Below are 22279 nucleotides of genomic sequence, written 5' to 3'. Positions count from 1 at the left end.
CGTGGCGCGCAGGAAAGTGGACGCGGTCGCCCTATCACAAACGCGCAACGAATCCTACCCAAAAGACCGAAAATAAACCTTTATACGTAATTGCCGATGGCGATACGGCTGAATTGCCAGTTGACCTCCGGCAGTTCAGAGGCCTGGAACGACAGCACAATCTGTTTGGAGGCTACCGGCCCGCGGAAACCGGCGAAGAAAATTGAGTCTTCGAGCTGGGGGGCGACCTCAAAACAGGAAAAGGCCCATGTGTCGTCATACTCGGCAGAAAGCACGATCAGGCCGTTTTCATCATAGCCGACAGTGACATTCGGATGGATATGGAAGCGCACAACGATATTGTCACGCCCATTGGCCTTCAGCGGCTTGGCATCGCCACGGTAGAAACGGTCAAAACCCTGAATGACGCTGCCATTGTGAGACAGCACGACCCGGCGTTCATGGAAAATGCCAAAGGGCCGGACATAGCCATCATGGCTGGCGACAAAGCCCTGCCGGCCATTGTCGGAAATGCGGTCGCGCTGCACGGCGGTCGGGCCGGTGATGATTGGTGTACCGATCATGCTCGACAGGCCAGAAGCCAGGCTGAAGCGGCAGGACGAGGTGTCGTTGATCGTGGCGGTTGAATGGGCCGCAGTCGAGCGGGCAAGCGTGCGAAATTCCGGCGGGCCAAAGCGGTCGACACCGGAATTGACAATATAACGCTGCCGCCCGGATGACATTTCAAATGACAGGCAGCCGGCATGGGCATCGCGCGAGGCGGTGGCAGGCGGCGGCAGGCCGGTATCGGCAATGATGGTCGTGCCACCCATGGAAAGGCGTTCATAGCCCGAATAGGGTGCGTGGGGCAGCGGCGCACCAGCCGTTTCATCATGACGCAGAACGGAAATCAGGCGTTCCGGCTTGGTCGGGCCGACACCATTGAACAGGGCAAGATTGCCATCCTGATGGCGGAAGAAGCGAAGGGCAGGCAGCATGCGCTCAACCGCTTCAATCAGCGCCTTGGGCGGGGTTTCCGTGCAGGCGGCATAGGTCTGGCGCAAGGGCAGAAGATCAGCCAGCAATTCCAGAATTGCCACCGGATTGCGCGAAATATGTCCGCCATCCGGCAGGATCTGCCGCTTCAGTTCAGTTTCCAGATGACGCCGGGCAGCGCGCGCGGTCGGCGGTGAGACCGGCAAGGCCAGCGCAGCATAGGCAAGCGCAATGCGCGCGCGCAGGCGTTCCTCACAATCATCCATCGCACCGGCAACCGCGCGCAGATAGCGCACCTGCATGGCAAGTGAGCGCATGAAACGACGATGCAGGGTGGCGTCCGCACCCGTCAGAAACAGGCTGGAATATTGCAGCCAGGCAATGATGCGTTGTGCCGTGACCTCAGGCGCCCAGGCAACCCCGCCAATGCGCCTGCCAAAGCTGCGCAGCCAGTCATCGAGCAGGGCGCGGGCATTGGCGGTGGCAAGATCGCTGTTGGCGGCCTTCACATGGCGCAGCCAGCCAAAACCTTGCAATGCAGCTTCCCATTCGCGCGTTGGCGGTTCAACGGCAAAGGGCGACAGGCCGCTCGTTTCCACCAGACGTCCGGCCAGTGCGAAACGGCCGTGATAGAATTCCTGCGCCAATTGCGGATCGGCAACGCGCAGATCGGGCGGGGAAATCAGGATACGGTCAGGGGTAAAGCCCGTGAAACGCCAGCGCACAAGCGGGCCCATGCGCAGGCGGCGGCTCAATTTGCGCCATGCCTGTGCAACGGCCAGTCCCCAGAGTTGTGGTGTTTCGCTCAATGCGATTGCCACGCCTTCCTTCTCCCCATGCTCATATTCTAGAACAATCCAGATTTTTACGGAAACTCTGAATTGCTCTAACGTATTGTTTCGCGTTTCCGGGCAGAAAACAGGTTTCCGCTTGCCCTGAAACGGCTCTAGCGGCCATGCTTCAGCCAATCGGACCGACAGTTCCACAAAATGGTGAATTCTGCGTTAACCATAATTGGATGAAGATTGTGCTGGTTGTGCTGTTCAGGCTTTACGCTTGAAACGGGCGGCAAAAAAGCCGTCCATGCCTGCAAGTTCCGGGTCGTGCCCGAATTTTTCTGCCGGATAATCGGCAGGGGTTGAGCGCAGGAAACCTTCTTCGGTAATGAGGTCGTCCAGACCGGGGCAATCTGCTTGCGTGATCGGACAGGCTTCCAGAAGCGGGTTCTGCAATGCCTTGCGCGCAACTTCTTCGCCTTCGGCCGGATGCAGCGAGCAGTTCGAGAACACGATGATGCCGCCCGGCTTCACCAGTGTTGCTGCATGATCGAGCAGCTTTGCCTGAAGCGCGGCGAGCTTCTCGATGTCCTGCGGCGATTTCGTCCAGGGCACATCCGGATGACGACGCACCGTGCCGGTGGACGAGCAGGGCGCATCGAGCAGAACAGCGTCGAACAGTTCATCCGGCCTGAAATCGAGAAGATTGGTGGCAACGGTTTTGACGTTGAAGCCCAGCCGTTCGAGATTGGCGTTGAGGCGCTTCAGGCGGTTTTCCGACAGGTCAAGCGCCGTAACATCAGCACCCTGAAGTGCTAGCTGCGCTGTCTTGCCGCCGGGGGCTGCACATAGATCGGCAACGCGCTTTCCTTTTATATTGCCCATCAGGCGCGCAGGCAGGCTTGCCGCCACATCCTGTACCCACCATTCGCCTTCGGCAAAGCCCGGCAGGTCTGTGAGCGAACCCTCAATCGTCTTGACTCGCACGGAGCCATTGGGCAGCGCCATGCCGCCAAGCCTTTCGGCCCATTCCTGCGGATTGCCTTTGACGGTGAAGTCGATCGGCGGTTCAAAACCGTGCATGGTGAGGATCTGGCGGGCTTTTTCTGCGCCATAGGCCTGTTCGATGCTTTTGGCGAACCATTCCGGCACATTGGTTTCCGGCTGCAATGTATGTGCCAGCGCGCGTTCCTTGTTGCGTGACAGGCGGCGCAGCAGCGCATTGGTAAGACCGGCGAACTTGCGATTGCGCGGATCGGCATTGGCTGCTTCCACCGCAAGATCAACCGCCGAATGGTCGGGCAGATTGAGATAGAAAATCTGCGCCACGGCGACATGCAAGAGATGTTTCAGCGCCACTGCATTATCAGGCAATGGGCGTTCAAGCCGCTTGTTGATGGCGCGCTCAATCGTGCCGCGATTACGCAAGGCAGCCCCCAGAATGGCACGCACCAATGCGCGGTCGCGCATTTCAAGGGCGAGATATTGCGGATGGCCGTGGCTGCTGTCGGTCAGGCCATCGAGCGAGGTCTTCTTTTCAATCACTGCGCCAAGCAGACGCGCCGCACATAAGCGCGCGGCCAGACCGGGTCGCATCGCGGCTGGCTGTGCGACTTTGGAAGAGGTTTTCTTATTTGCTGGCCGGTTATTGTTTCCACGCCCTGGCGCAGGCTTTTTATCGTTCACTGTATTCTACTTTATGACCATGGGCCCCGACGCGTGGTGCCACGATTGTTGTTCCGGCCTGCATTACCCCATGGACCGTCATATTGGGAAGGGGCTGCCGGCTCGACCGGCGCGCTGGTCGAGCGAATGCCCATTTCGACCGCCATCTGCTGCAATGCGGCAATCCGGTTTTCCGTGGCCGGGTGGGTGGAAAACAGATTGTCTGCGCCGCGGCCGCTCAGCGGATTGATGATGAACATGTGCGCCGTGGCCGGATTGTGTTCGGCTTCCTCATTGACGGTGATCTTTGCACCGCGAGCGATCTTGTTGAGCGCGGAGGCCAGCCAGAGCGGATTGCCGCAGATTTCGGCGCCGCGCCGGTCGGCGGAATATTCGCGCGTGCGGCTGATCGCCATCTGCACGATCATGGCGGCAAAGGGCGCAACGATCATGGCAATGATCGTCGCAATCAGCCCGCCATGGCTGTTGCCATTTTCATTACGATGGCTGCCGCCAAGGAAGAAGGCGAAATTGCCCAGCATGGAAATTGCACCGGCAAGGGTTGCGGTGATGGTCATGATCAGCGTGTCGCGGTTTTGCACATGCGCCAGTTCATGCGCCATGACGCCCGCCACTTCTTCCGGCGTCAGGCGCTGAAGCAGGCCGGTGGTTGCGGCAACGGCGGCATTTTCCGGATTACGGCCGGTGGCAAAGGCATTCGGCTGATCTTCATGAATGATATAGACCCGCGGCATGGGCAGCCCCGCATTGGCGGCAAGTCCGCGTACAATGCGATAATAGTCTGGCGCCGTGCGCTCATCGACTTCCTGCGCATTGTACATGCGTAGCACCATCTTGTCGGAATTCCAGTAGCCGAACAGATTGGTGACAATCGCAATCACCAGCGCGATCATCATGCCGTTGCCGCCGCCCAGTAGATAGCCCACGCCCATGAACAAGGCTGTCATGAGTGCAAGCAGCATGGCAGTCTTCATCATATTCATCGATCAGACGTCTCCAGAAGGATCAATTTCATCGAAAGAGCTGTTTGTCCTCTTTGCGTTTGCAAACTATATGATGGTGATGAAAGACCCAAGCTTCAATAAGGGATTATAACGGATGACAGACAATTCGAATGAAACAGCAGCCGAAACCCCGGCACGGCGTTTCGAGGATCTGCCGCCGGCTGCCCAGCGTGCGCTGAAGGAAGCAGAAGCGCGCCGCGCTGCGGAAAAGCTTGTTGAAGCCCCGCGCGAAATCGGCGGACGTGGTGGCAAGGATCCGGCACGCTTTGGCGATTGGGAAATCAAGGGACGCGCAATCGATTTTTAAGGCACTGGCATTTTCCCGCTGGTGCTGCGCGAAACGGAGCAACAGCTGAAACAGGACAAAGGCCGGGTTTCCCCGGCCTTTGTCCTGTTTTATGCCCCCGACAGCCGTCGGCTGTCGGGGTATGCCGCTTTTATTTCCTGTTCTGACGGTTTGCGATCAGGTCATCGACGACACTTGGATCGGCCAGTGTTGAGGTATCGCCGAGAGAGCCGAAATCATCTTCGGCAATCTTGCGCAGGATGCGGCGCATGATCTTGCCGGAGCGCGTCTTGGGCAGACCGGGCGCAAACTGGATCCTGTCCGGCGTTGCGATCGGCCCGATTTCCGTGCGCACATGCTGGATCAGTTCCTTGCGCAATTCTTCCGGATCCTGCGAATCAGCGCCCGTCATCAGCGTGACATAGCAATAGATGCCCTGTCCCTTGATCGGATGCGGATAGCCGACCACGGCGGCTTCCGAGACCGAATGGTGTGAGACCAGTGCGGATTCGATTTCGGCCGTGCCAAGGCGGTGGCCGGAAATGTTCAGCACGTCATCGACGCGGCCGGTGATCCAGTAATAGCCATCCTCGTCGCGGCGGCAGCCGTCACCGGTGAAATATTTGCCCTTGTAGGTGGAGAAATAAGTTTCCACAAAGCGTTTGTGATCGCCATAGACGGTGCGCATCTGGCCCGGCCAGCTGTCGATGATGCACAGATTGCCGTCGGCCGGGCCTTCCAGCACATTGCCTTCATTGTCGACAATCTGCGGCTTGATGCCAAAGAACGGCCGGGTTGCCGAGCCGGGCTTCAGATCGGTTGCGCCGGGCAGTGGGGTAATCAGGATGCCACCGGTTTCCGTCTGCCACCACGTATCCACGATTGGCGATTTTCCTTCGCCAACCACATGGTAATACCATTCCCATGCTTCCGGATTGATCGGCTCGCCAACCGAGCCGAGCAGGCGCAGCGAGGAACGCGAGGAGCGCTTGACGAATTCATCGCCGGCCCCCATCAGCGAGCGGATTGCCGTCGGTGCGGTGTAGAAGATATTGACGTGATGCTTGTCGATCACTTCCCAGAAACGGGCTTGATTCGGGAAATTGGGTACGCCTTCAAACATCAGCGTCGTCGCGCCATTGGCGAGCGGGCCATAGACGATATAGGAGTGCCCCGTCACCCAGCCCACATCGGCCGTGCACCAGTAAATATCGCCGTCATGATAGTCGAAGACATATTGATGCGTCATCGAGGCATAGACGAGATAGCCGCCAGTGGTATGCAGCACGCCCTTCGGCTTGCCGGTTGAACCGGAGGTGTAGAGAATGAACAACGGATCTTCCGCATTCATCGGTTCTGGCTCGCAGGTCGGCTCAACGCTCATGACCTCTTCGTGATACCACAGATCGCGGCCGCGGCCCCAGCTGACCTTGCCACCAGTGCGGCGCACGACCAGAACCTTGTTGACCATGACATATTGTTTTGCCGCAAGGTCGATCGCCGTATCGGTGTTTTCCTTCAGCGGTACCGGCTTGCCACCGCGCACGCCCTCATCAGCCGTGATCACGAAGGTGGATTCGCAGTCAACGATACGGCCAGCCAGCGCTTCCGGCGAGAAGCCGGCAAAGACCACCGAATGAATGGCGCCAATGCGTGCGCAGGCCAGCATCGCATAGGCCGCTTCCGGGATCATCGGCAGGTAAATGGTAACGCGGTCGCCCTTCTTCACACCGTGCTTCTTCAGCACATTGGCGAGGCGGCAGACATTTTCATACAGCTCGCGATAGGTGATTCGCTTGTCGATGTAGGGGTTGTCACCCTCCCAGATGATGGCCGTCTTGTCGCCGCGGCTCTTCAGATGGCGGTCGATGCAATTATAGGAGACGTTGGTGACGCCATCCTCATACCACTTGATCGAGACATCGCCTTCAAAGCTTGCATTCTTGACTTTTGTGAACGGCTTGAACCAGTCAATGCGGCGACCATGCTTGGCCCAGAACCCTTCAGGGTCGGTCACGCTCTCCTGATACCAGGCGTTATAGGTTGCATTATCGATAAGCGTGTTTTTTTTCGCTTCCTCCAGAACGGGGTAAAGCTTTTCCGACATGATTTCCTCCAAACAGAACGGCATCCTCCCGCCATAATGATAGCCGCAGTCCCGACTATCTGTGAATTTATCTACAACCCTGCAATAGGGAGGTAAATTAGACGATGGGACAGCTTCCCGTTCATGACCTTACTGACTGCGAACAAAAACGGTGTACAAACGATGAGCTTTTCATATCATATTGAAAATATAAAGAGATAATAAACTGCGTAACCGTTTAATTTGGGGAGTGACCCGATCTGCCCTGTGGCCTGGGTCATCCATCCTGTCCGGCAGGCTGTACGGGCAGGCTGTTGCCAGACCGCAGATCAGACAGACCAAATTCGCTCTGGAGTGTTTCGGTGTGTGACCGTCAGGGTTGTGCAGACACAGGCTTTCAAGGGGAATTTGCCATGGCTGAGAAAATATCACCGCGGCCTGCAAGCATATCGAAGTCGGAATTTGAACTGCAGCTGGCCGGCTATGGGCTGACCACCGCCAAGATCTATTATCATCTGCCGGATCATCCGCATCTGTTGCAGCTGTTCATCTGGCAGCAATATGATCTGGCGCCGAAATTTCCGGCACTCAACAATTTCATCGACTTCTGGAAACGGGAAATCGATGGACCGCTGCATTCGGTGATCTTTACCCATCATCGCCTGCTTGGCCCATCGGACTGGCGCAATGTGGAGATGGAAATCACGCTCCACTAGGCTCAGGAAGGGCGGGAGCCGGTTTCCCATTCACAAGGAAAAACAACATGTTGGATCATTTCCCATGCCTTTGCCCTGATTGAGGAATGCTTATGCCGGTGGTTTTTTGATCTGTCCGCCTGAGGGAGCAGTGACAGGTTCCGGCGCGCCTCATGCAGGATAGGCGCGTCCACCGAAAATGGCCGATCCGACACGCACCGAGGTTGCGCCAAAGCCGATCGCCGTTTCGAAATCGCCTGACATGCCCATGGAAAGCTTTTCGACGCCGGCTTCACGGGCGAGCTTTTCCAGAAGCGCAAAATGCGGTCCCGGATTTTCATTTGCCGGTGGAATGCACATCAGGCCAACGATATTCAGCCCATGTTCGGTGCGGCAGCGTTCAACAAAGGCTACGGCTTCCTTCGGTGCAATGCCGGCCTTTTGCGGCTCAAGCCCGGTATTGACCTGGACATAAAGCTGCGGGTTTCTGCCCTGCTTGCGGATTTCCGCAGCCAAGGCGGCGGCAATCTTTTCGCGGTCAACCGTTTCAATCACGTCGAACAGGGCAACGGCATCGGCAGTCTTGTTGGATTGCAGGGGGCCGATCAGATGCAGTTCAATGCCGGGATAGACTTCACGCAGCGCCGGCCACTTGCCCTGCGCTTCCTGGACGCGGTTTTCGCCAAAGACGCGATGACCAGCCTCCAGTACGGGGCGAATTGCATCAGCATCGAAGGTTTTTGAAACGGCAACCAGCGTGACTGAGTCTTTTTCGCGCTGCGCTTCCTGCTCGGCGCGGGCAATCGCGGCCTTCACTGTGTTCAGATTTGCAACGATTTCGGACATGAATCACTCACTTTCGGGTCTTTTTTCCGCAAAAGGTTGACGCTACCGCCAAACCATGATGAAGGTCGGATCAAACATTGAACTCCTTATTGCATCATCTTGATAAGAGTAAATACGGTTATGGCCGCCGAACGTTACAATCCGCGCACCGCAGAGGCTCATTGGCAGAAAGTCTGGGAAGACGACCAGACCTTCAAGACAGACAACAATGACCCGCGTGAGAAATATTACGTCCTCGAAATGTTCCCTTATCCATCGGGGCGCATTCACATGGGGCATGTGCGAAATTATGCGATGGGCGATGTTGTTGCCCGCTATCGCCGTGCCAAGGGCTATAATGTCCTGCATCCGATGGGATGGGATGCCTTTGGCATGCCTGCGGAAAACGCGGCCATGCAGAACAAGGTTCATCCGAAGGAATGGACCTATCAGAACATCGCCACGATGAAGCGCCAGCTGAAGTCGATGGGGTTGTCGCTCGACTGGTCGCGTGAATTTGCCACCTGCGATGTCGATTATTACCATCGCCAGCAGATGCTGTTCCTCGACCTGTATGAAAAGGGGCTGGTGACGCGCAAGACGTCCAAGGTCAACTGGGACCCGGTCGACAACACCGTTCTGGCCAATGAGCAGGTGGTGGATGGCCGTGGCTGGCGTTCGGGCGCGCTGGTCGAACAGCGTGAGCTGACGCAGTGGTTCTTCAAGATCACCGATTTCAGCGAGGAACTGCTGGCCGGTCTTGAGACGCTTGATCAGTGGCCGGAAAAGGTCCGCGTCATGCAGAAGAACTGGATCGGCAAGTCGGAAGGCCTGCAGGTTCGCTTCGCGCTGGACAGCAAGACTGCTCCAGAGGGTTTTTCGGAAGTCGAAGTCTATACGACGCGTCCGGACACGCTGTTTGGTGCGGCCTTCGTGGCAATCGCGGCCGATCATCCGTTGGCCAAGAAGCTTGCGACGGAAAATGCCGCCCTGTCTACCTTCATTGACGAGTGCCGCAAGGCCGGAACTTCGGTCGCCGTGCTCGAAACCACAGAAAAGAAGGGGTTTGATACCGGCGTCAAGGTCAAGCATCCGTTTGACGACAACTGGGATCTGCCGCTTTATGTCGCCAATTTCGTGCTGATGGAATATGGCACGGGCGCAATCTTCGGCTGCCCAGCCCATGACCAGCGCGACCTGGATTTCGCCAACAAATACGGGCTGAAAGTCACGCCGGTGGTTCTGCCGAAGGGCGAGGATGCGGCAAGCTTCAGCATCGACACGACCGCCTATACCGATGATGGCGTGATGATCAATTCGCGCTTCCTCGATGGCATGACGCCGCAAGACGCCTTCAATGAAGTTGCGAACCGTCTGGAAAACACCGATTTCAACGGTCGTCCGCAGGCCATGCGCAAGGTGCAGTATCGTCTGCGTGACTGGGGCATTTCGCGCCAGCGCTATTGGGGCTGCCCGATCCCGATGATCCATTGCGATGCTTGCGGTGTTGTTCCGGTGCCGCGCGCCGACCTGCCGGTCAAGCTGCCGGATGATGTCGAATTCGACCGTCCGGGCAATCCGCTTGATCGCCATCCGACCTGGCGGCATGTCAAATGCCCGAAATGCGGTGGCGATGCGCGCCGTGAAACCGACACGATGGACACATTCGTTGATTCGTCGTGGTACTATGCGCGCTTTACCGCACCTTGGGAAAATGAGCCGACCGACCGTGCCGTGGCAGATCGCTGGCTGCCGGTTGACCAGTATATTGGCGGCATTGAACACGCGATCCTGCACCTGCTTTATTCGCGCTTCTTCACCCGTGCGATGAAGGCAACGGGGCATGTCGGTTTCGATGAACCGTTCAAGGGCCTGTTCACCCAGGGCATGGTGGTGCATGAGACCTACAAGGCCGATGGTCAGTGGGTTTCACCGGCCGAGGTGCGCATTGAGGAAGTTGACGGCAAGCGCGTGGCAAGCCTGATTTCCAATGGCGCGCCGGTCGAAATCGGCTCGATTGAGAAAATGTCGAAGTCGAAGAAGAATGTCGTCGATCCGGATGACATCATCGCCTCCTATGGCGCGGATACGGCACGCTGGTTCGTGCTGTCCGATTCGCCGCCGGAACGCGATGTGATCTGGACGGAGGCCGGCGCAGAAGGTGCGCACCGTTTCGTGCAGCGCGTCTGGCGCCTGATCGCCGAGGCTGCTTGCGTCCTGAAGGATGTGGCGCCAAAGCCTGCAGGCGAAGGGGAGGCCCTGGCTGTGTCGAAGGCTGCGCACAAGGCGGTCAAGGCGGTCGGCGATGATATTGAAAAGCTTGCCTTCAACCGTGCGGTTGCCCGCCTCTATGAACTGGTCAACACGCTTGCCACACCGCTGCAGCGGGCAGCAGGCGGCAATGTGGATGACACCATGAAGGCAGCGCTGCGCGATGCGGCAGAAAAGCTCATCATCATGATCGGGCCGATGATGCCACATCTGGCAGAACAGTGCCTTGCGGAACTGGGGGGCACGGTCAATGGCGTGAAGACGCTGGTTGCGCGTGCGCCATGGCCGACCTTTGACCCCGCACTCGTGGTGGAAAACGAGGTCGTTCTGCCGGTTCAGATCAACGGCAAGAAGCGCGGTGATTTGACAATCGCACGCGACGCTGATCAAGCTACAATCCAGGCGGCGGTGCTCAACCTTGATTTTGTCAAGGCAGCCTTGGGTGGAGCTTCGCCGAAAAAGGTTATCGTGGTGCCGCAAAGGATCGTCAATGTCGTTGTCTGATCGTTTTTCTGCAGCGTTCAAATCGCTTGGTGCAGCAGTCGTTGCCATCAGCACATTGCTGGTGGCAGGCTGCACGGTTCAGCCGCTTTATTCATCCAATGCGGGCACAACGATTGGCGCCAGCGTGGCGCCGGATATGCGCAGCAAGCTTGCCTCCATCTCGATTGCGCCAGCAAACAGCATTGTTGGGCAGGAAGTGCGCAACCGCCTGATCTTCCTGCTTGGCGGCGGCGCGGGCGAGCCGGCCAATCCGGTCTACAAGCTTGATCTTGGCCTGAACTATTCGGTTTCGTCTGCTGTCAGCGTCGATATTGGCGACCGTACGGATCGTACGGGCCGTCCATCGGCGGGTATGGCCAAGGCGACATCACGCTTCGTTCTGCGTGACATGAATGGCAAGCCGGTTGCCAGGGGAACCCGCACGGCGATTGCCTCCTTTGACCGTCCGCGGCAGGAATTTGCCAATCTGCGGGCTGAACGCGATGCGCTCAAGCGTGCTGCACATGAGCTGGCCGAGCAGGTCTATCTTGCCCTGGCGCTCAAGATGTCGCAGCTCTAACATATTGTTTTTTCAAAGTTCCAGACGAAAGCCGGTTTCCGATTTTCCTGGAACTGCTCAGGGCGCATCAAAAGCATTCGGATAAACAAACGGCGGCTCATCGAGCCGCCGTCATTGTTTCTGGTTCAGCCAATCCGGCCGTTCAGGCGATCTTCTGGCCGGTCTTCGCCCAGTCAGCGAGGAAGGCTTCAAGGCCCTTGTCGGTCAGCGGATGCTTGACGAGCGCCTTCAGCGTTGCAGGCGGGATCGTGGCAACGTCAGCGCCAATCAGGGCGGCTTCCTTGACATGGTTGACGGTACGGATCGACGCCGCCAGGATTTCGGTACGGAAATCATAATTGTCGTAGATCGAACGGATTTCCGCGATCAGTTCCATGCCATTGATGCCGGTATCATCGAGGCGTCCAATGAAGGGCGAGATATAGGTTGCGCCAGCCTTGGCGGCCAGAAGCGCCTGATTGGCCGAGAAGCACAGCGTCACATTGGTCTTCAGACCTTCCGAGGTCAGCTTCTTGCAGGCCTTCAGGCCATCAAGGGTTAATGGCAGCTTGATGCAGATATTGTCGGCAATCTTGGCAAGCACGGCAGCTTCCTTGATCATGCCGTCAAAATCGGTTGCCGTGACTTCAGCCGAAACCGGGCCCTTGACGATGCCGCAGATTTCCTTGGTCACTTCCAGGATGTTTCGGCCGGATTTCGCGATCAGGGACGGGTTGGTGGTTACGCCATCGACCAGGCCAAGGTTGTTCAATTCGCGGATTTCATTTACATCCGCAGTGTCGACGAAAAACTTCATAGCAGCGTTCCTCTTGCGTAGAGTGGTGTGATCGCGGGGCAATTTCAGGAGTTAAATCCATTTAAGTCCCATAAGGTGGCTTTTCTTTAGCGCAAAGCCGCGTCAAGGTCACGCGATCATGTCACAAGATTCGCACCTTATTTCAGGACTGTTCGAAGACCCCGCGCCGCGAGTCGTGCCGGTGCTCGTTCCCATGCCGGCCGAGCGTCCATATTCCTATATGGTGCCGGAAGGGATGCAGGTCCAGCCCGGATCGATCGTGCGTGTGCCGCTTGGCCCCCGTGAGGTGGCTGGCATTGTCTGTGATGGTGAGACTGACAAGGTAGATGGCAGGAAGTTGCGGGCAATATCTGCGGTTTTTGATTGCCCGCCATTGCATGCGGACATGCTGCGTTTCATCCGCTGGGCGGCCGATTATACGCTGTCACCGGTGGGCATGGTGGCGCGCATGGTGTTGCGTGTGCCGGCAGCCTTTGATCCGGAGCCGCCAGTGCCGGGGCTGCGCTATACCGGCCAGGCGCCGGAACGCATGACGGAAACGCGGGCGCGCGTGATCGAGCTTGCCAGGGATGGCATGGCATGGACGCGCTCCGGCCTTGCCCATGCTGCCGGTGTCTCGCAGACGGTGGTTGACGGGCTGAAAAATCAGGGCGTGTTTGAGGAAATCATGCTCCCACCGCCGGCCGTGGTGGCCATGCCGGACATTACCCATGGCCGGGCGGAACTGTCGGAAGATCAGCAGGCAGCAGCCGACATTCTGGCAGAATCAGTGGCCGCAAAACGCTTTTCCGTGTCATTGCTTGATGGGGTGACCGGTTCGGGCAAGACGGAAGTCTATTTTGAGGCTGTGGCACAAGCGATTAAGCAGGGTAGGCAGGTTCTGATTCTTCTGCCGGAAATTGCCCTGACGCAGCAGTTTCTTGACCGTTTCCATGACCGATTTGGGGCAAGGCCAGCCGAATGGCATTCCGATCTTGCTCCACGCACGCGTGAGCGCGTCTGGCGGCAGGTGGCGGAAGGAACGGTCAGGGTTGTGGCGGGGGCGCGCTCGGCGCTGTTTCTGCCGTTTCAGGATCTCGGCCTGATCGTGGTCGATGAGGAACATGATCCGGCCTACAAGCAGGAGGACCGGGTCTTCTACAATGCGCGGGATATGGCGGTGGTGCGCGGGCATATTGGCGATTTTCCGGTCGTGCTGGCCTCGGCAACGCCTTCGATCGAAAGCCAGGTCAATGCCGATCAGGGGCGCTACAGGCGAATCAAGCTCCATGGCCGTTATGCCGAGGCAGCCCTGCCTGACCTGAAGACCATCGACATGCGCCGTTCACCGCCGCCGCCGGGACGCTTTCTGTCGCCTGCCCTGACGGAGGAAATGGGCAGGACACTGGAGCGGGGCGAACAGGTACTTCTGTTCCTCAACCGGCGCGGTTATGCACCCTTGACGCTTTGCCGGGTCTGCGGCCATCGTTTCCAGTGTCCGAACTGTTCAAGCTGGCTGGTCGAACACCGCTTTCGTGGCCAGCTGATGTGCCATCAATGCGGCTATCATCAACCGGTGCCGGAAGCCTGTCCGGAATGTGGCACGCTTGACCATCTGGTGGCCTGCGGTCCGGGTGTCGAGCGCATTGCCGAAGAAGTCGCAGCCCTGTTTGATGAGGCGCGAATCATTGTGCTTTCGTCGGATATGGCGGGCGGTGTCAAACGTCTACGGATGGAACTTGAGGCGATTGCCAGGGGCGAGGTCGATATTGTCATCGGCACGCAGCTTGTTGCCAAGGGGCACAATTTCCCGAACATGACGCTGGTGGGCGTTGTCGATGCCGATCTTGGCCTTGCCAATGGCGATCCGCGCGCGGCGGAACGCACATTTCAGCTGCTCAATCAGGTGACGGGGCGCGCCGGCCGAACTGGACGAAAATCGCTCGGCCTGATCCAGACCTATCAGCCGGATCATCCGGTGATGCGTGCGATTGTCAGCGGTGATGCCGATGCCTTTTATGCCCGCGAGATTGAGGAACGAGAGCGCAATGCGCTGCCACCATTCGGACGATTGGCCGCGCTGATCATTTCGGCCGACAACCGGCCGGATGCGGAAAACCATGCGCGGGCATTGCGCCGGGTTGCGCCAATGTCGCCGGAAATTTCCGTGCTGGGACCGGCCGAGGCGCCGCTTGCGCTGGTGCGGGGACGATATCGTTTCCGCATCCTTGTGCATGGCACAAAACGCGCGGATATTCAGGCATTTATCCGTGCCATGCTGACCGCCGGGCCAAAAGAGCGAGGCTCAATCCGCGTGCAGGTCGATATCGATCCGCAAAGCTTCCTGTAGCAATGGATCTGCCAGAAATAGGGATCAAAATGGAGTTCTACCTTCCGACAACAACCGGTGAATGGCTGGCATGGAGTGTTGCTGTGGTGACGGCCGTGTTTGGCCTTCTGCTGCTTTTTGCGCCAGGCCTCATGCTGAAGGTGCTGCGCCTGCAGCCGGTCAATGAACGGCCGGAGGCGATTGCCGCAGTGCGCGCCAATCTTGCCGGTTTCCATCTGGGGCTGGGGCTGGGCTGTCTGATTTTCGCACAGCCATTCCTGTGGCTCGTGCTTGGCGTGGCCTGGGGTTTCACCCTGTTCGGCCGACTGATTTCAATCCTGTCGGACAAGGGCTCGACCCTGCAGAACTGGCTGGCCGCCATCGTTGAATTCCTGCTTGCGGCAGGACCTCTGCTCTATGCTTTTGGCTTTGTCAGCTAGACTTGCATGCTGTAAAAGAGGCGTGTGAACGGCCTTAATGTGGCAAGTGCGACTTTTTTGTTCGCAAAATGCGGCAAAGCTTGCACAAAAGTCCGGGATTCGCGTGTTGCGAGTCGGTTTCGTCTATGCTAGACGGCATTCACATTTCGATGTTGGCGCGCTCGCGCGTCAGGGGTTTGGTCGAAAACATTCAATAAAATCATCGATTTGGTTCCAAAATAGGCTCTGGACCACCAAAAAGATGATTACAACGCAGAGAGCAGGTTTTTCGTGGCAGAAACGTCTTCGCTCATTTCAGGTGTCGCCCAGCGTTACGCCGGATCGCTTTTCGAGCTGGCGCTCGAAGTAAAATCCGTTGCGGCTGTGGAAAAAGATCTTGACCGTTTCGAGGCGCTTTTGAGCGGAAGCGAAGACCTCAAGCGCCTGATTTCCAGCCCGGTTTTCTCTTCCGAAGATCAGCTTAACGCTATTGGCGCTATTGCTGACAAAGCTGGCATCAAGGGTCTGGTCGGTAATTTCCTGCGCGTGGTTGCGGCAAATCGCCGTCTGTTCGCGCTGCCGGGCATTATTGCTGCATTCCGCAAGATTGCTGCCGAGCATCGCGGTGAAGTCACCGCCGATGTGATTTCGGCGCATGCGCTTACCGCAGCCCAGCAAAATGAATTGAAGGCTACGCTGAAGGGCGTTGCCGGCAAGGACGTGACGATCAACGTCACCGTCGATCCGTCGATCCTCGGCGGTCTCATCGTCAAAATGGGTTCGCGTCAGATCGACACGTCCCTTCGCACAAAACTTTCTTCTCTTAAGCTTGCACTGAAAGAGGTCGGCTGATGGACATCCGCGCCGCGGAAATTTCCGCTATCCTGAAAGAGCAAATCAAGAATTTCGGCAAAGAGGCTGAAGTCTCCGAAGTCGGTCAGGTTCTGTCCGTCGGCGACGGTATTGCTCGTGTATATGGTCTGGACAATGTCCAGGCTGGCGAAATGGTCGAATTCCCTGGTGGCATTCGCGGCATGGCGCTCAACCTTGAAAACGACAATGTCGGTGTCGTTATTTTCGGTAACGACCGTGACATCAAGGAAGGCGACATCGTAAAGCGTACTGGCGCCATCGTTGACGTTCCGGTCGGTCCGGCTCTGCTTGGTCGCGTCGTTGACGCGCTGGGCAATCCGATCGACGGCAAGGGTCCGATCAAGGCTACCGAGCGTCGCCGCGTCGACGTCAAGGCTCCTGGCATTATTCCACGCAAGTCGGTTCACGAGCCGATGTCGACGGGCCTCAAGGCCATCGACGCCCTGATCCCGGTTGGCCGTGGCCAGCGCGAGCTGGTGATCGGTGACCGTCAGACCGGCAAGACCGCAATCATTCTCGACACCTTCCTGAACCAGAAGCCGATCCACGACAACGGCCCTGAAAAGGACAAGCTGTACTGCGTCTATGTCGCTATCGGTCAGAAGCGCTCGACGGTTGCCCAGTTCGTCAAGGTTCTGGAAGAACGCGGTGCTCTCGAATATTCGATCATCGTTGCTGCAACCGCTTCCGATCCGGCGCCGATGCAGTATCTGGCTCCGTTTGCCGGCTGCGCAATGGGTGAATATTTCCGCGACAACGGCCAGCATGCCCTGATCGGCTATGACGATCTGTCCAAGCAGGCTGTCGCCTATCGTCAGATGTCGCTGCTGCTCCGTCGTCCTCCGGGCCGTGAAGCTTATCCCGGCGACGTTTTCTACCTGCACTCCCGTCTTCTCGAGCGCGCTGCAAAGCTCAACGACGAGAATGGTGCTGGTTCGCTGACCGCTCTGCCGGTTATCGAAACGCAGGGCAACGACGTTTCGGCCTTCATTCCGACCAACGTGATCTCGATCACCGACGGTCAGATCTTCCTTGAAACCAACCTGTTCTATCAGGGTATCCGTCCGGCTGTTAACGTCGGTCTGTCGGTTTCGCGCGTTGGTTCTGCCGCTCAGATCAAGGCGATGAAGCAGGTTGCCGGTTCGATCAAGGGTGAGCTTGCCCAGTATCGTGAAATGGCGGCCTTTGCCCAGTTCGGTTCTGACCTTGACGCTGCAACGCAGCGCCTGCTGAACCGTGGTGCCCGCCTGACCGAGCTGCTCAAGCAGCCGCAGTTCTCGCCGCTCAAGACGGAAGAACAGGTTGCCGTGATCTTCGCAGGTGTTAACGGTTATCTCGACAAGCTGGCGATCAACCAGGTCAGCAAGTTCGAAGAAGGCCTTCTTGCTTCGCTGCGCACCGAGCACAAGGATGTGCTGGATGCAATCCGCACCGAGCAGGCACTCACCGACGACATCAAGGCAAAGCTCAAGGCAGCGATCGACAGCTTCGCCAAGTCCTTTGCTTGAATTTTGTGACGGGATGAACGGATGCCTTCACTAAAGGATCTGAGAAACCGTATCGCCTCGGTCAAGGCGACGCAGAAAATCACCAAGGCGATGCAAATGGTCGCCGCGGCGAAGCTGCGCCGTGCTCAGGAAGCTGCTGAGGCCGCACGGCCTTATTCGCAGCGCATGAGTGCCGTTCTCGCCAATATTGCGCAGAACGTCAGCGGCGAAGATGCGCCGGCTCTGATGGCTGGTACGGGTAAGAGCGATGTCCATCTGCTCGTTGTCTGCACGGCCGAACGTGGTCTTTGCGGTGGTTTCAACTCGCAGATCGCGCGTCTGGCGCGCGATCATGCCCGCAAGCTCCTTGCTGAAGGCAAGACGGTCAAGATCATCACGGTTGGCAAGAAGGGCGCAGACATTCTGCGCCGCGAATTCTCCAAGGTGATCATTGATCACGTCGATCTGCGTGAAGTCAAACAGCTCGCCTTTGTTCATGCTGACCAGATTGGTCAGAAGATCATCAAGCTGTTTGAGGAAGGCGCTTTCGACGTCTGCACCCTGTTCTATTCAGAATTCAAGTCGGTGATCAGCCAGGTTCCGACTGCCCAGCAGCTGATCCCGGCTTCGGCTGGCGAGGCTGCGGCAGAGGCAGCAGGTGATGCGATCTACGAATATGAACCTGACCCTGCAGCAATTCTGAGCACGCTTATTCCGCGTAATATCTCGGTGCAGATTTTCCGCGCATTGCTGGAAAATGTTGCTGGTGAGATGGGCGCGAAGATGAGCGCGATGGACAACGCATCGCGCAATGCGGGTGACATGATCAACAAACTGTCGATCACGTACAACCGCCAGCGTCAGGCGCAGATCACCAAGGAACTGATCGAAATCATTTCGGGCGCGGAAGCGCTCTAATCGGAAGGTAAAAGGATCGATGGCAAAAGCAGCGACCCCTAAAACTACCGCCGCGGCCGAAACAACGCCAGCGGCTAAGGCGCCGGCCAAGAAGGCCGCTCCTAAGACCACTGCAGCAAAAACTGCCGCTGCTCCGGCGGCCGGCATTGGCCGCATCACGCAGGTCATCGGCGCTGTTGTTGACGTCAAGTTCGAGGAAGGCCAGCTGCCGCTGATCCTCAACGCACTTGAAGTAGACAATCAGGGCAACCGTCTGGTTCTCGAAGTTGCCCAGCACCTCGGTGAAGACACTGTCCGCACCATCGCCATGGACTCGACCGAAGGTCTGGTTCGCGGTCAGGAAGTGCGCGATACCGGCAATCCGATCATGGTTCCGGTTGGCGAAGAAACGCTCGGCCGCATCATGAACGTCATTGGCGAGCCGGTTGACGAAGCAGGCCCGCTGAAGACCAAGCAGATGCGCGCCATTCACCAGCCAGCTCCGGCCTATACGGAACAGTCGACTGAAGCTGAAATTCTGGTCACCGGCATCAAGGTTGTCGACCTTCTGGCTCCATATGCCAAGGGTGGCAAGATCGGTCTGTTCGGCGGTGCAGGCGTTGGCAAGACCGTTCTCATCATGGAACTCATCAACAACGTTGCAAAGGCCCACGGTGGTTATTCGGTCTTCGCAGGCGTTGGTGAACGTACCCGTGAAGGTAACGACCTTTACCACGAAATGATCGAATCGGGCGTTAACAAGCTCGGTGGCGGTGAAGGCTCCAAGGCCGCACTGGTTTACGGTCAGATGAACGAGCCTCCGGGTGCACGTGCCCGCGTTGCTCTCTCGGGTCTGACGGTTGCCGAATATTTCCGCGACCAGGGTCAGGACGTTCTGTTCTTCGTGGACAACATTTTCCGCTTCACGCAGGCCGGTTCGGAAGTGTCGGCTCTGCTCGGCCGTATTCCTTCGGCTGTGGGTTATCAGCCGACGCTGGCAACCGACATGGGCGCGATGCAGGAACGCATCACCACGACGACCAAGGGCTCGATCACCTCGGTTCAGGCCATTTACGTTCCTGCCGACGACTTGACCGATCCAGCACCTGCTACCTCGTTCGCCCACCTCGATGCCACGACGGTTCTGTCGCGTTCGATCGCAGAAAAGGGTATCTATCCGGCTGTGGATCCGCTCGACTCGACTTCGCGTATGCTTGATCCGAAGATTGTTGGTGAAGAGCACTACGAAGTTGCCCGTCAGGTTCAGTCGATCCTGCAGCGTTACAAGGCTCTCCAGGACATCATCGCGATCCTGGGCATGGACGAACTGTCGGAAGAAGACAAGCTCACCGTTGCCCGTGCGCGCAAGATCGAACGCTTCCTGTCGCAGCCGTTCTTCGTGGCTGAAGTCTTCACCGGTTCGCCAGGTAAGCTGGTTGACCTGAAGGACACGATCAAGGGCTTCAAGGGGCTTTGCGCAGGTGAATATGACCATCTGCCGGAAGCTGCCTTCTACATGGTCGGCACCATTGAGGAAGCCATCGAGAAGGCCAAGAAGCTGGCAGCAGAAGCTGCTTAATGAATTGCGTTTCCGGTGGGCCGCAAGGCCACCGTGAAGGCCCTTTCATTTAGAAATTCAAGTGAGAACCATGGCTCAAGCTTTCCAATTCGAACTCGTGTCGCCAGAACGACTCCTGCTTTCCACGCAGGTGACCGAAGTGGTCATTCCGGGTAGCGAAGGCTATCTGACGGCTCTCGCCGGTCATTCGCCGCTCATGACGACAATCATGCCGGGTGTCGTTACGGTTAAGCTGGCCGATGGCAAGTCCGACTCTTACGTGGTTTTTGGCGGCTTTGCCGACATCACGCCTGAAGGCTGCACGGTGCTCGCCGAATCTGCAACCCATGTGGATGAGGTTGATCACAGCGATATCCAACGCCGTATTGATGAAGCACGTCGTATGCTCGACAATGCGTCAAGCGAGGAACATCGCACCAAGGCAGAGACCTTCCTCTATCAGCTCATGACGCTGCAGGGGGCGATCCTGCCGGCCTGATGGCAAGGACATGAAAACGGGCTTCGGCCCGTTTTTTTATGCTGCAATATTGCTCAACTTTTATGCATGAATTTTTCTAAATCCTTGCGGCAAGGCATGGTCGTGCTGGCAATTCACAATTCAGTGCAGCTCGGTGTGACATTGACTGCGTCATCGCTGCAGCGCGATCAATTCACGATAATAAGTACGCGGCCAAATCATCATCCGGCAATGCATGGGGCTCAAAATTTTTGGCAGATTGGCGAAATCTTGTATAACCCATTGTTATTTCAGATATTCTTGCCTGTCATGTCAGGTGGCCTGAAGTCTGACATGCGCGATCAATGCGTGATGGAGTTGCAATTGCATTGATGGCAATCCCATCAGGCGACGCGTGAGATAAAAATATGTTTATATGTATAGTTCTATGATTACTAAGTGTAATACTATATTTTTACTGTCAAAATGGACCTGTTGTGATTTATGGCAAGGGCTGAATTGTTTGCAGCTTGCCTATTCTTTATGATGGGATGGGGAAATTGCCGGTTTTTTCCACAAATTCCCAATGTGCATTCCCCCATTCGTATTTTTCATGAAGTTGGTACGGTAGCAAAATTCACGGACAAATCGAATTATTATAGGTGTATGGCATAGTGATTAGTCTGTTTTCAGGGGTGAAACTCGGTGGATATGGGTATTAAAACGAAAAAATGTAGTGAAATTGTTTGCTTTGCCTAGCTGATTAGCGTTTTGTTTATGGTTGCCGTGAAAATGGGCTTGCATTCCTGATCGCAACGGTTAGGTGTTATAAATCCGAAGAAAATGATTAACCGCACGAAATAAAGATGCGCGGAATTCCTCGGTTAGCAAATGGGTGGCTTATCAATGGACTATTTTTTCCAGCAGGTGATCAACGGGCTTGCGCTCGGTTCGATCTATGGCCTGATTGCCATCGGATATACGATGGTCTACGGCATTATTGGCATGATCAACTTTGCTCATGGCGATATTTTTATGCTCGGCGCGTTCATGGCGCTGATCGTTTTCCTTATCATCATGACATTCATTGGAGCATTGCCGGTCTGGTTAATGCTCTTTTTAATGATGATTGTTGCGATGGTGCTGACTGGCTTGTGGAGCTGGACCATTGAGCGCGTTGCCTATCGGCCGCTGCGTGGTTCGTTCCGTCTGGCACCCTTGATTACTGCAATTGGCATGTCGATTGCTCTTTCGAACTTCGTTCAGGTAACGCAGGGTCCACGCAATAAGCCGGTTCCGCAGCTTCTGAGTGGTTCGTTTGAACTCTTCGGTTCAGGTGTCACGATCTCGCTCAAGCAGATTGTCGTGATTGTCGTCACGGCCATTCTGCTCACCATCTTCTGGTATGTCGTCAACAAGACCTCGCTTGGTCGCGCACAGCGCGCCTGTGAGCAGGATCGCAAGATGGCCTCGCTTCTTGGCATCAATGTTGACCGGGTGATTTCGCTGACCTTCGTCATGGGTGCCATGCTCGCAGCCGTTGCCGGTACGCTCTATCTCACCTTCTATGGCGTGATCTCTTTTGCTGACGGCTTCATTCCTGGCGTCAAGGCGTTCACGGCGGCTGTTCTTGGCGGTATCGGATCGCTGCCGGGTGCGGTTGTCGGCGGTCTTCTGATCGGACTCATCGAGGCGCTGTGGTCGGCTTATTTCACGATCGATTACAAGGATGTGGCTGCTTTTTCGATCCTCGCAATCGTTCTGATCTTCATGCCTTCCGGCATTCTTGGTCGTCCTGAAGTCGAAAAGGTGTAATC

General features: G+C 56.8%; 19 protein-coding genes. 13 read left to right on the top strand and 6 right to left on the bottom strand.

Annotated features, from left to right (window positions below; genetic code table 11):
• Window positions 1-80: 80 nt before the first annotated feature.
• The 3 genes from ACFO1V_RS00640 to htpX all read right to left on the bottom strand — a co-directional run bounded on the left by ACFO1V_RS00640 (window position 81) and on the right by htpX (window position 4420).
• Window positions 81-1796, bottom strand: a complete 1716-nt coding sequence (locus tag ACFO1V_RS00640; protein ID WP_374829776.1) for a heparinase II/III family protein — start codon at window positions 1794-1796, stop codon at window positions 81-83.
• A 222-nt stretch (window positions 1797-2018) separates the two neighbouring features.
• The gene (locus tag ACFO1V_RS00635; RefSeq protein WP_374829778.1) at window positions 2019-3437 is read right to left on the bottom strand and encodes an RsmB/NOP family class I SAM-dependent RNA methyltransferase; all 1419 of its coding nucleotides are present in this window, start codon (window positions 3435-3437) and stop codon (window positions 2019-2021) included.
• Between the two features lie 11 nt (window positions 3438-3448).
• A complete protein-coding gene (gene htpX / locus ACFO1V_RS00630; protein WP_374829780.1) occupies window positions 3449-4420 on the bottom strand; it encodes a zinc metalloprotease HtpX in 972 nt (323 codons plus the stop codon).
• Window positions 4421-4535: 115 nt separating this feature from the next.
• Here htpX and ACFO1V_RS00625 point away from each other — a divergent pair, with 115 nt between their 5' ends.
• Window positions 4536-4748 (top strand): DUF1674 domain-containing protein, encoded by a 213-nt coding sequence (locus ACFO1V_RS00625; RefSeq protein WP_374829782.1) that lies wholly within the window; start codon window positions 4536-4538, stop codon window positions 4746-4748.
• Between the two features lie 130 nt (window positions 4749-4878).
• Here ACFO1V_RS00625 and acs read toward each other — a convergent pair whose 3' ends face one another.
• Complete coding sequence (acs, locus tag ACFO1V_RS00620; RefSeq protein ID WP_374829784.1) at window positions 4879-6834, bottom strand: acetate--CoA ligase; 1956 nt, start codon at window positions 6832-6834, stop codon at window positions 4879-4881.
• A 392-nt stretch (window positions 6835-7226) separates the two neighbouring features.
• On the opposite strand from acs, the gene ACFO1V_RS00615 reads away from it, so the two are divergent.
• Complete coding sequence (locus tag ACFO1V_RS00615; protein WP_374829786.1) at window positions 7227-7529, top strand: usg protein; 303 nt, start codon at window positions 7227-7229, stop codon at window positions 7527-7529.
• Between the two features lie 150 nt (window positions 7530-7679).
• Here the strand turns inward: ACFO1V_RS00615 and ACFO1V_RS00610 are convergent, their stop codons facing one another.
• Window positions 7680-8354, bottom strand: coding sequence for a YggS family pyridoxal phosphate-dependent enzyme (locus ACFO1V_RS00610; RefSeq protein WP_374829788.1), 675 nt, complete (start codon window positions 8352-8354; stop codon window positions 7680-7682).
• A 120-nt stretch (window positions 8355-8474) separates the two neighbouring features.
• Between ACFO1V_RS00610 and leuS the strand changes: the two genes are divergently transcribed.
• Window positions 8475-11108 carry a leucine--tRNA ligase gene (leuS, locus tag ACFO1V_RS00605; RefSeq protein WP_374829790.1) on the top strand — a complete coding sequence of 878 codons (2634 nt, stop codon included), beginning with the start codon at window positions 8475-8477 and terminating at the stop codon, window positions 11106-11108.
• Complete coding sequence (gene lptE / locus ACFO1V_RS00600; RefSeq protein WP_374829792.1) at window positions 11095-11667, top strand: LPS assembly lipoprotein LptE; 573 nt, start codon at window positions 11095-11097, stop codon at window positions 11665-11667. Before leuS ends, lptE begins: the two co-directional genes overlap by 14 nt.
• Window positions 11668-11809: 142 nt before the next feature.
• Here the strand turns inward: lptE and fsa are convergent, their stop codons facing one another.
• A complete protein-coding gene (gene fsa / locus ACFO1V_RS00595; protein WP_374829794.1) occupies window positions 11810-12463 on the bottom strand; it encodes a fructose-6-phosphate aldolase in 654 nt (217 codons plus the stop codon).
• A gap of 118 nt (window positions 12464-12581) precedes the next feature.
• Here fsa and ACFO1V_RS00590 point away from each other — a divergent pair, with 118 nt between their 5' ends.
• The 9 genes from ACFO1V_RS00590 to ACFO1V_RS00550 all read left to right on the top strand — a co-directional run bounded on the left by ACFO1V_RS00590 (window position 12582) and on the right by ACFO1V_RS00550 (window position 22277).
• Window positions 12582-14792: a primosomal protein N' gene (locus ACFO1V_RS00590; RefSeq protein ID WP_374829796.1), complete on the top strand. Its 2211-nt coding sequence runs from the start codon at window positions 12582-12584 to the stop codon at window positions 14790-14792.
• Window positions 14793-14821: 29 nt separating this feature from the next.
• The gene (locus ACFO1V_RS00585; protein WP_374829798.1) at window positions 14822-15211 is read left to right on the top strand and encodes an AGROH133_08824 family phage infection protein; all 390 of its coding nucleotides are present in this window, start codon (window positions 14822-14824) and stop codon (window positions 15209-15211) included.
• A 270-nt stretch (window positions 15212-15481) separates the two neighbouring features.
• On the top strand, window positions 15482-16042 hold the full coding sequence (locus tag ACFO1V_RS00580; RefSeq protein WP_374829800.1) for a F0F1 ATP synthase subunit delta: 561 nt from the start codon (window positions 15482-15484) through the stop codon (window positions 16040-16042).
• Window positions 16042-17571 (top strand): F0F1 ATP synthase subunit alpha, encoded by a 1530-nt coding sequence (gene atpA / locus ACFO1V_RS00575; RefSeq protein ID WP_374829802.1) that lies wholly within the window; start codon window positions 16042-16044, stop codon window positions 17569-17571. Before ACFO1V_RS00580 ends, atpA begins: the two co-directional genes overlap by 1 nt.
• 21 nt (window positions 17572-17592) lie before the next feature.
• The gene (locus tag ACFO1V_RS00570) at window positions 17593-18468 is read left to right on the top strand and encodes a F0F1 ATP synthase subunit gamma (RefSeq protein ID WP_374829804.1); all 876 of its coding nucleotides are present in this window, start codon (window positions 17593-17595) and stop codon (window positions 18466-18468) included.
• A gap of 19 nt (window positions 18469-18487) precedes the next feature.
• Entirely contained in the window at window positions 18488-20026 is a 1539-nt protein-coding gene (gene atpD, locus ACFO1V_RS00565) for a F0F1 ATP synthase subunit beta (RefSeq protein WP_374829806.1), read from the top strand.
• A gap of 70 nt (window positions 20027-20096) precedes the next feature.
• A complete protein-coding gene (locus ACFO1V_RS00560) occupies window positions 20097-20504 on the top strand; it encodes a F0F1 ATP synthase subunit epsilon (RefSeq protein ID WP_374829808.1) in 408 nt (135 codons plus the stop codon).
• Between the two features lie 96 nt (window positions 20505-20600).
• Window positions 20601-20855: a hypothetical protein gene (locus tag ACFO1V_RS00555; RefSeq protein ID WP_374829810.1), complete on the top strand. Its 255-nt coding sequence runs from the start codon at window positions 20601-20603 to the stop codon at window positions 20853-20855.
• 513 nt (window positions 20856-21368) lie between these two features.
• The gene (locus ACFO1V_RS00550; protein WP_374829812.1) at window positions 21369-22277 is read left to right on the top strand and encodes a branched-chain amino acid ABC transporter permease; all 909 of its coding nucleotides are present in this window, start codon (window positions 21369-21371) and stop codon (window positions 22275-22277) included.
• The last annotated feature ends 2 nt before the right edge of the window (window positions 22278-22279 follow it).

Source organism: Daeguia caeni (assembly GCF_042653845.1).
Taxonomy (GTDB): domain Bacteria; phylum Pseudomonadota; class Alphaproteobacteria; order Rhizobiales; family Rhizobiaceae; genus Brucella; species Brucella caeni.
Note: the sequence above shows the minus strand (reverse complement) of the source record. Positions and strands in the feature narration are given on the sequence as shown.

Coding starts and splice junctions, on each gene's coding strand:
- htpX (WP_374829780.1), bottom strand. CDS start 4,420: ATGAATATGATGAAGACTGCCATGCTGCTTGCACTCATGACAGCCTTG.
- ACFO1V_RS00625 (WP_374829782.1), top strand. CDS start 4,536: ATGACAGACAATTCGAATGAAACAGCAGCCGAAACCCCGGCACGGCGT.
- acs (WP_374829784.1), bottom strand. CDS start 6,834: ATGTCGGAAAAGCTTTACCCCGTTCTGGAGGAAGCGAAAAAAAACACG.
- ACFO1V_RS00615 (WP_374829786.1), top strand. CDS start 7,227: ATGGCTGAGAAAATATCACCGCGGCCTGCAAGCATATCGAAGTCGGAA.
- ACFO1V_RS00610 (WP_374829788.1), bottom strand. CDS start 8,354: ATGTCCGAAATCGTTGCAAATCTGAACACAGTGAAGGCCGCGATTGCC.
- leuS (WP_374829790.1), top strand. CDS start 8,475: ATGGCCGCCGAACGTTACAATCCGCGCACCGCAGAGGCTCATTGGCAG.
- lptE (WP_374829792.1), top strand. CDS start 11,095: ATGTCGTTGTCTGATCGTTTTTCTGCAGCGTTCAAATCGCTTGGTGCA.
- fsa (WP_374829794.1), bottom strand. CDS start 12,463: ATGAAGTTTTTCGTCGACACTGCGGATGTAAATGAAATCCGCGAATTG.
- ACFO1V_RS00590 (WP_374829796.1), top strand. CDS start 12,582: ATGTCACAAGATTCGCACCTTATTTCAGGACTGTTCGAAGACCCCGCG.
- ACFO1V_RS00585 (WP_374829798.1), top strand. CDS start 14,822: ATGGAGTTCTACCTTCCGACAACAACCGGTGAATGGCTGGCATGGAGT.
- atpA (WP_374829802.1), top strand. CDS start 16,042: ATGGACATCCGCGCCGCGGAAATTTCCGCTATCCTGAAAGAGCAAATC.
- ACFO1V_RS00570 (WP_374829804.1), top strand. CDS start 17,593: ATGCCTTCACTAAAGGATCTGAGAAACCGTATCGCCTCGGTCAAGGCG.
- atpD (WP_374829806.1), top strand. CDS start 18,488: ATGGCAAAAGCAGCGACCCCTAAAACTACCGCCGCGGCCGAAACAACG.
- ACFO1V_RS00560 (WP_374829808.1), top strand. CDS start 20,097: ATGGCTCAAGCTTTCCAATTCGAACTCGTGTCGCCAGAACGACTCCTG.
- ACFO1V_RS00555 (WP_374829810.1), top strand. CDS start 20,601: ATGGTCGTGCTGGCAATTCACAATTCAGTGCAGCTCGGTGTGACATTG.
- ACFO1V_RS00550 (WP_374829812.1), top strand. CDS start 21,369: ATGGACTATTTTTTCCAGCAGGTGATCAACGGGCTTGCGCTCGGTTCG.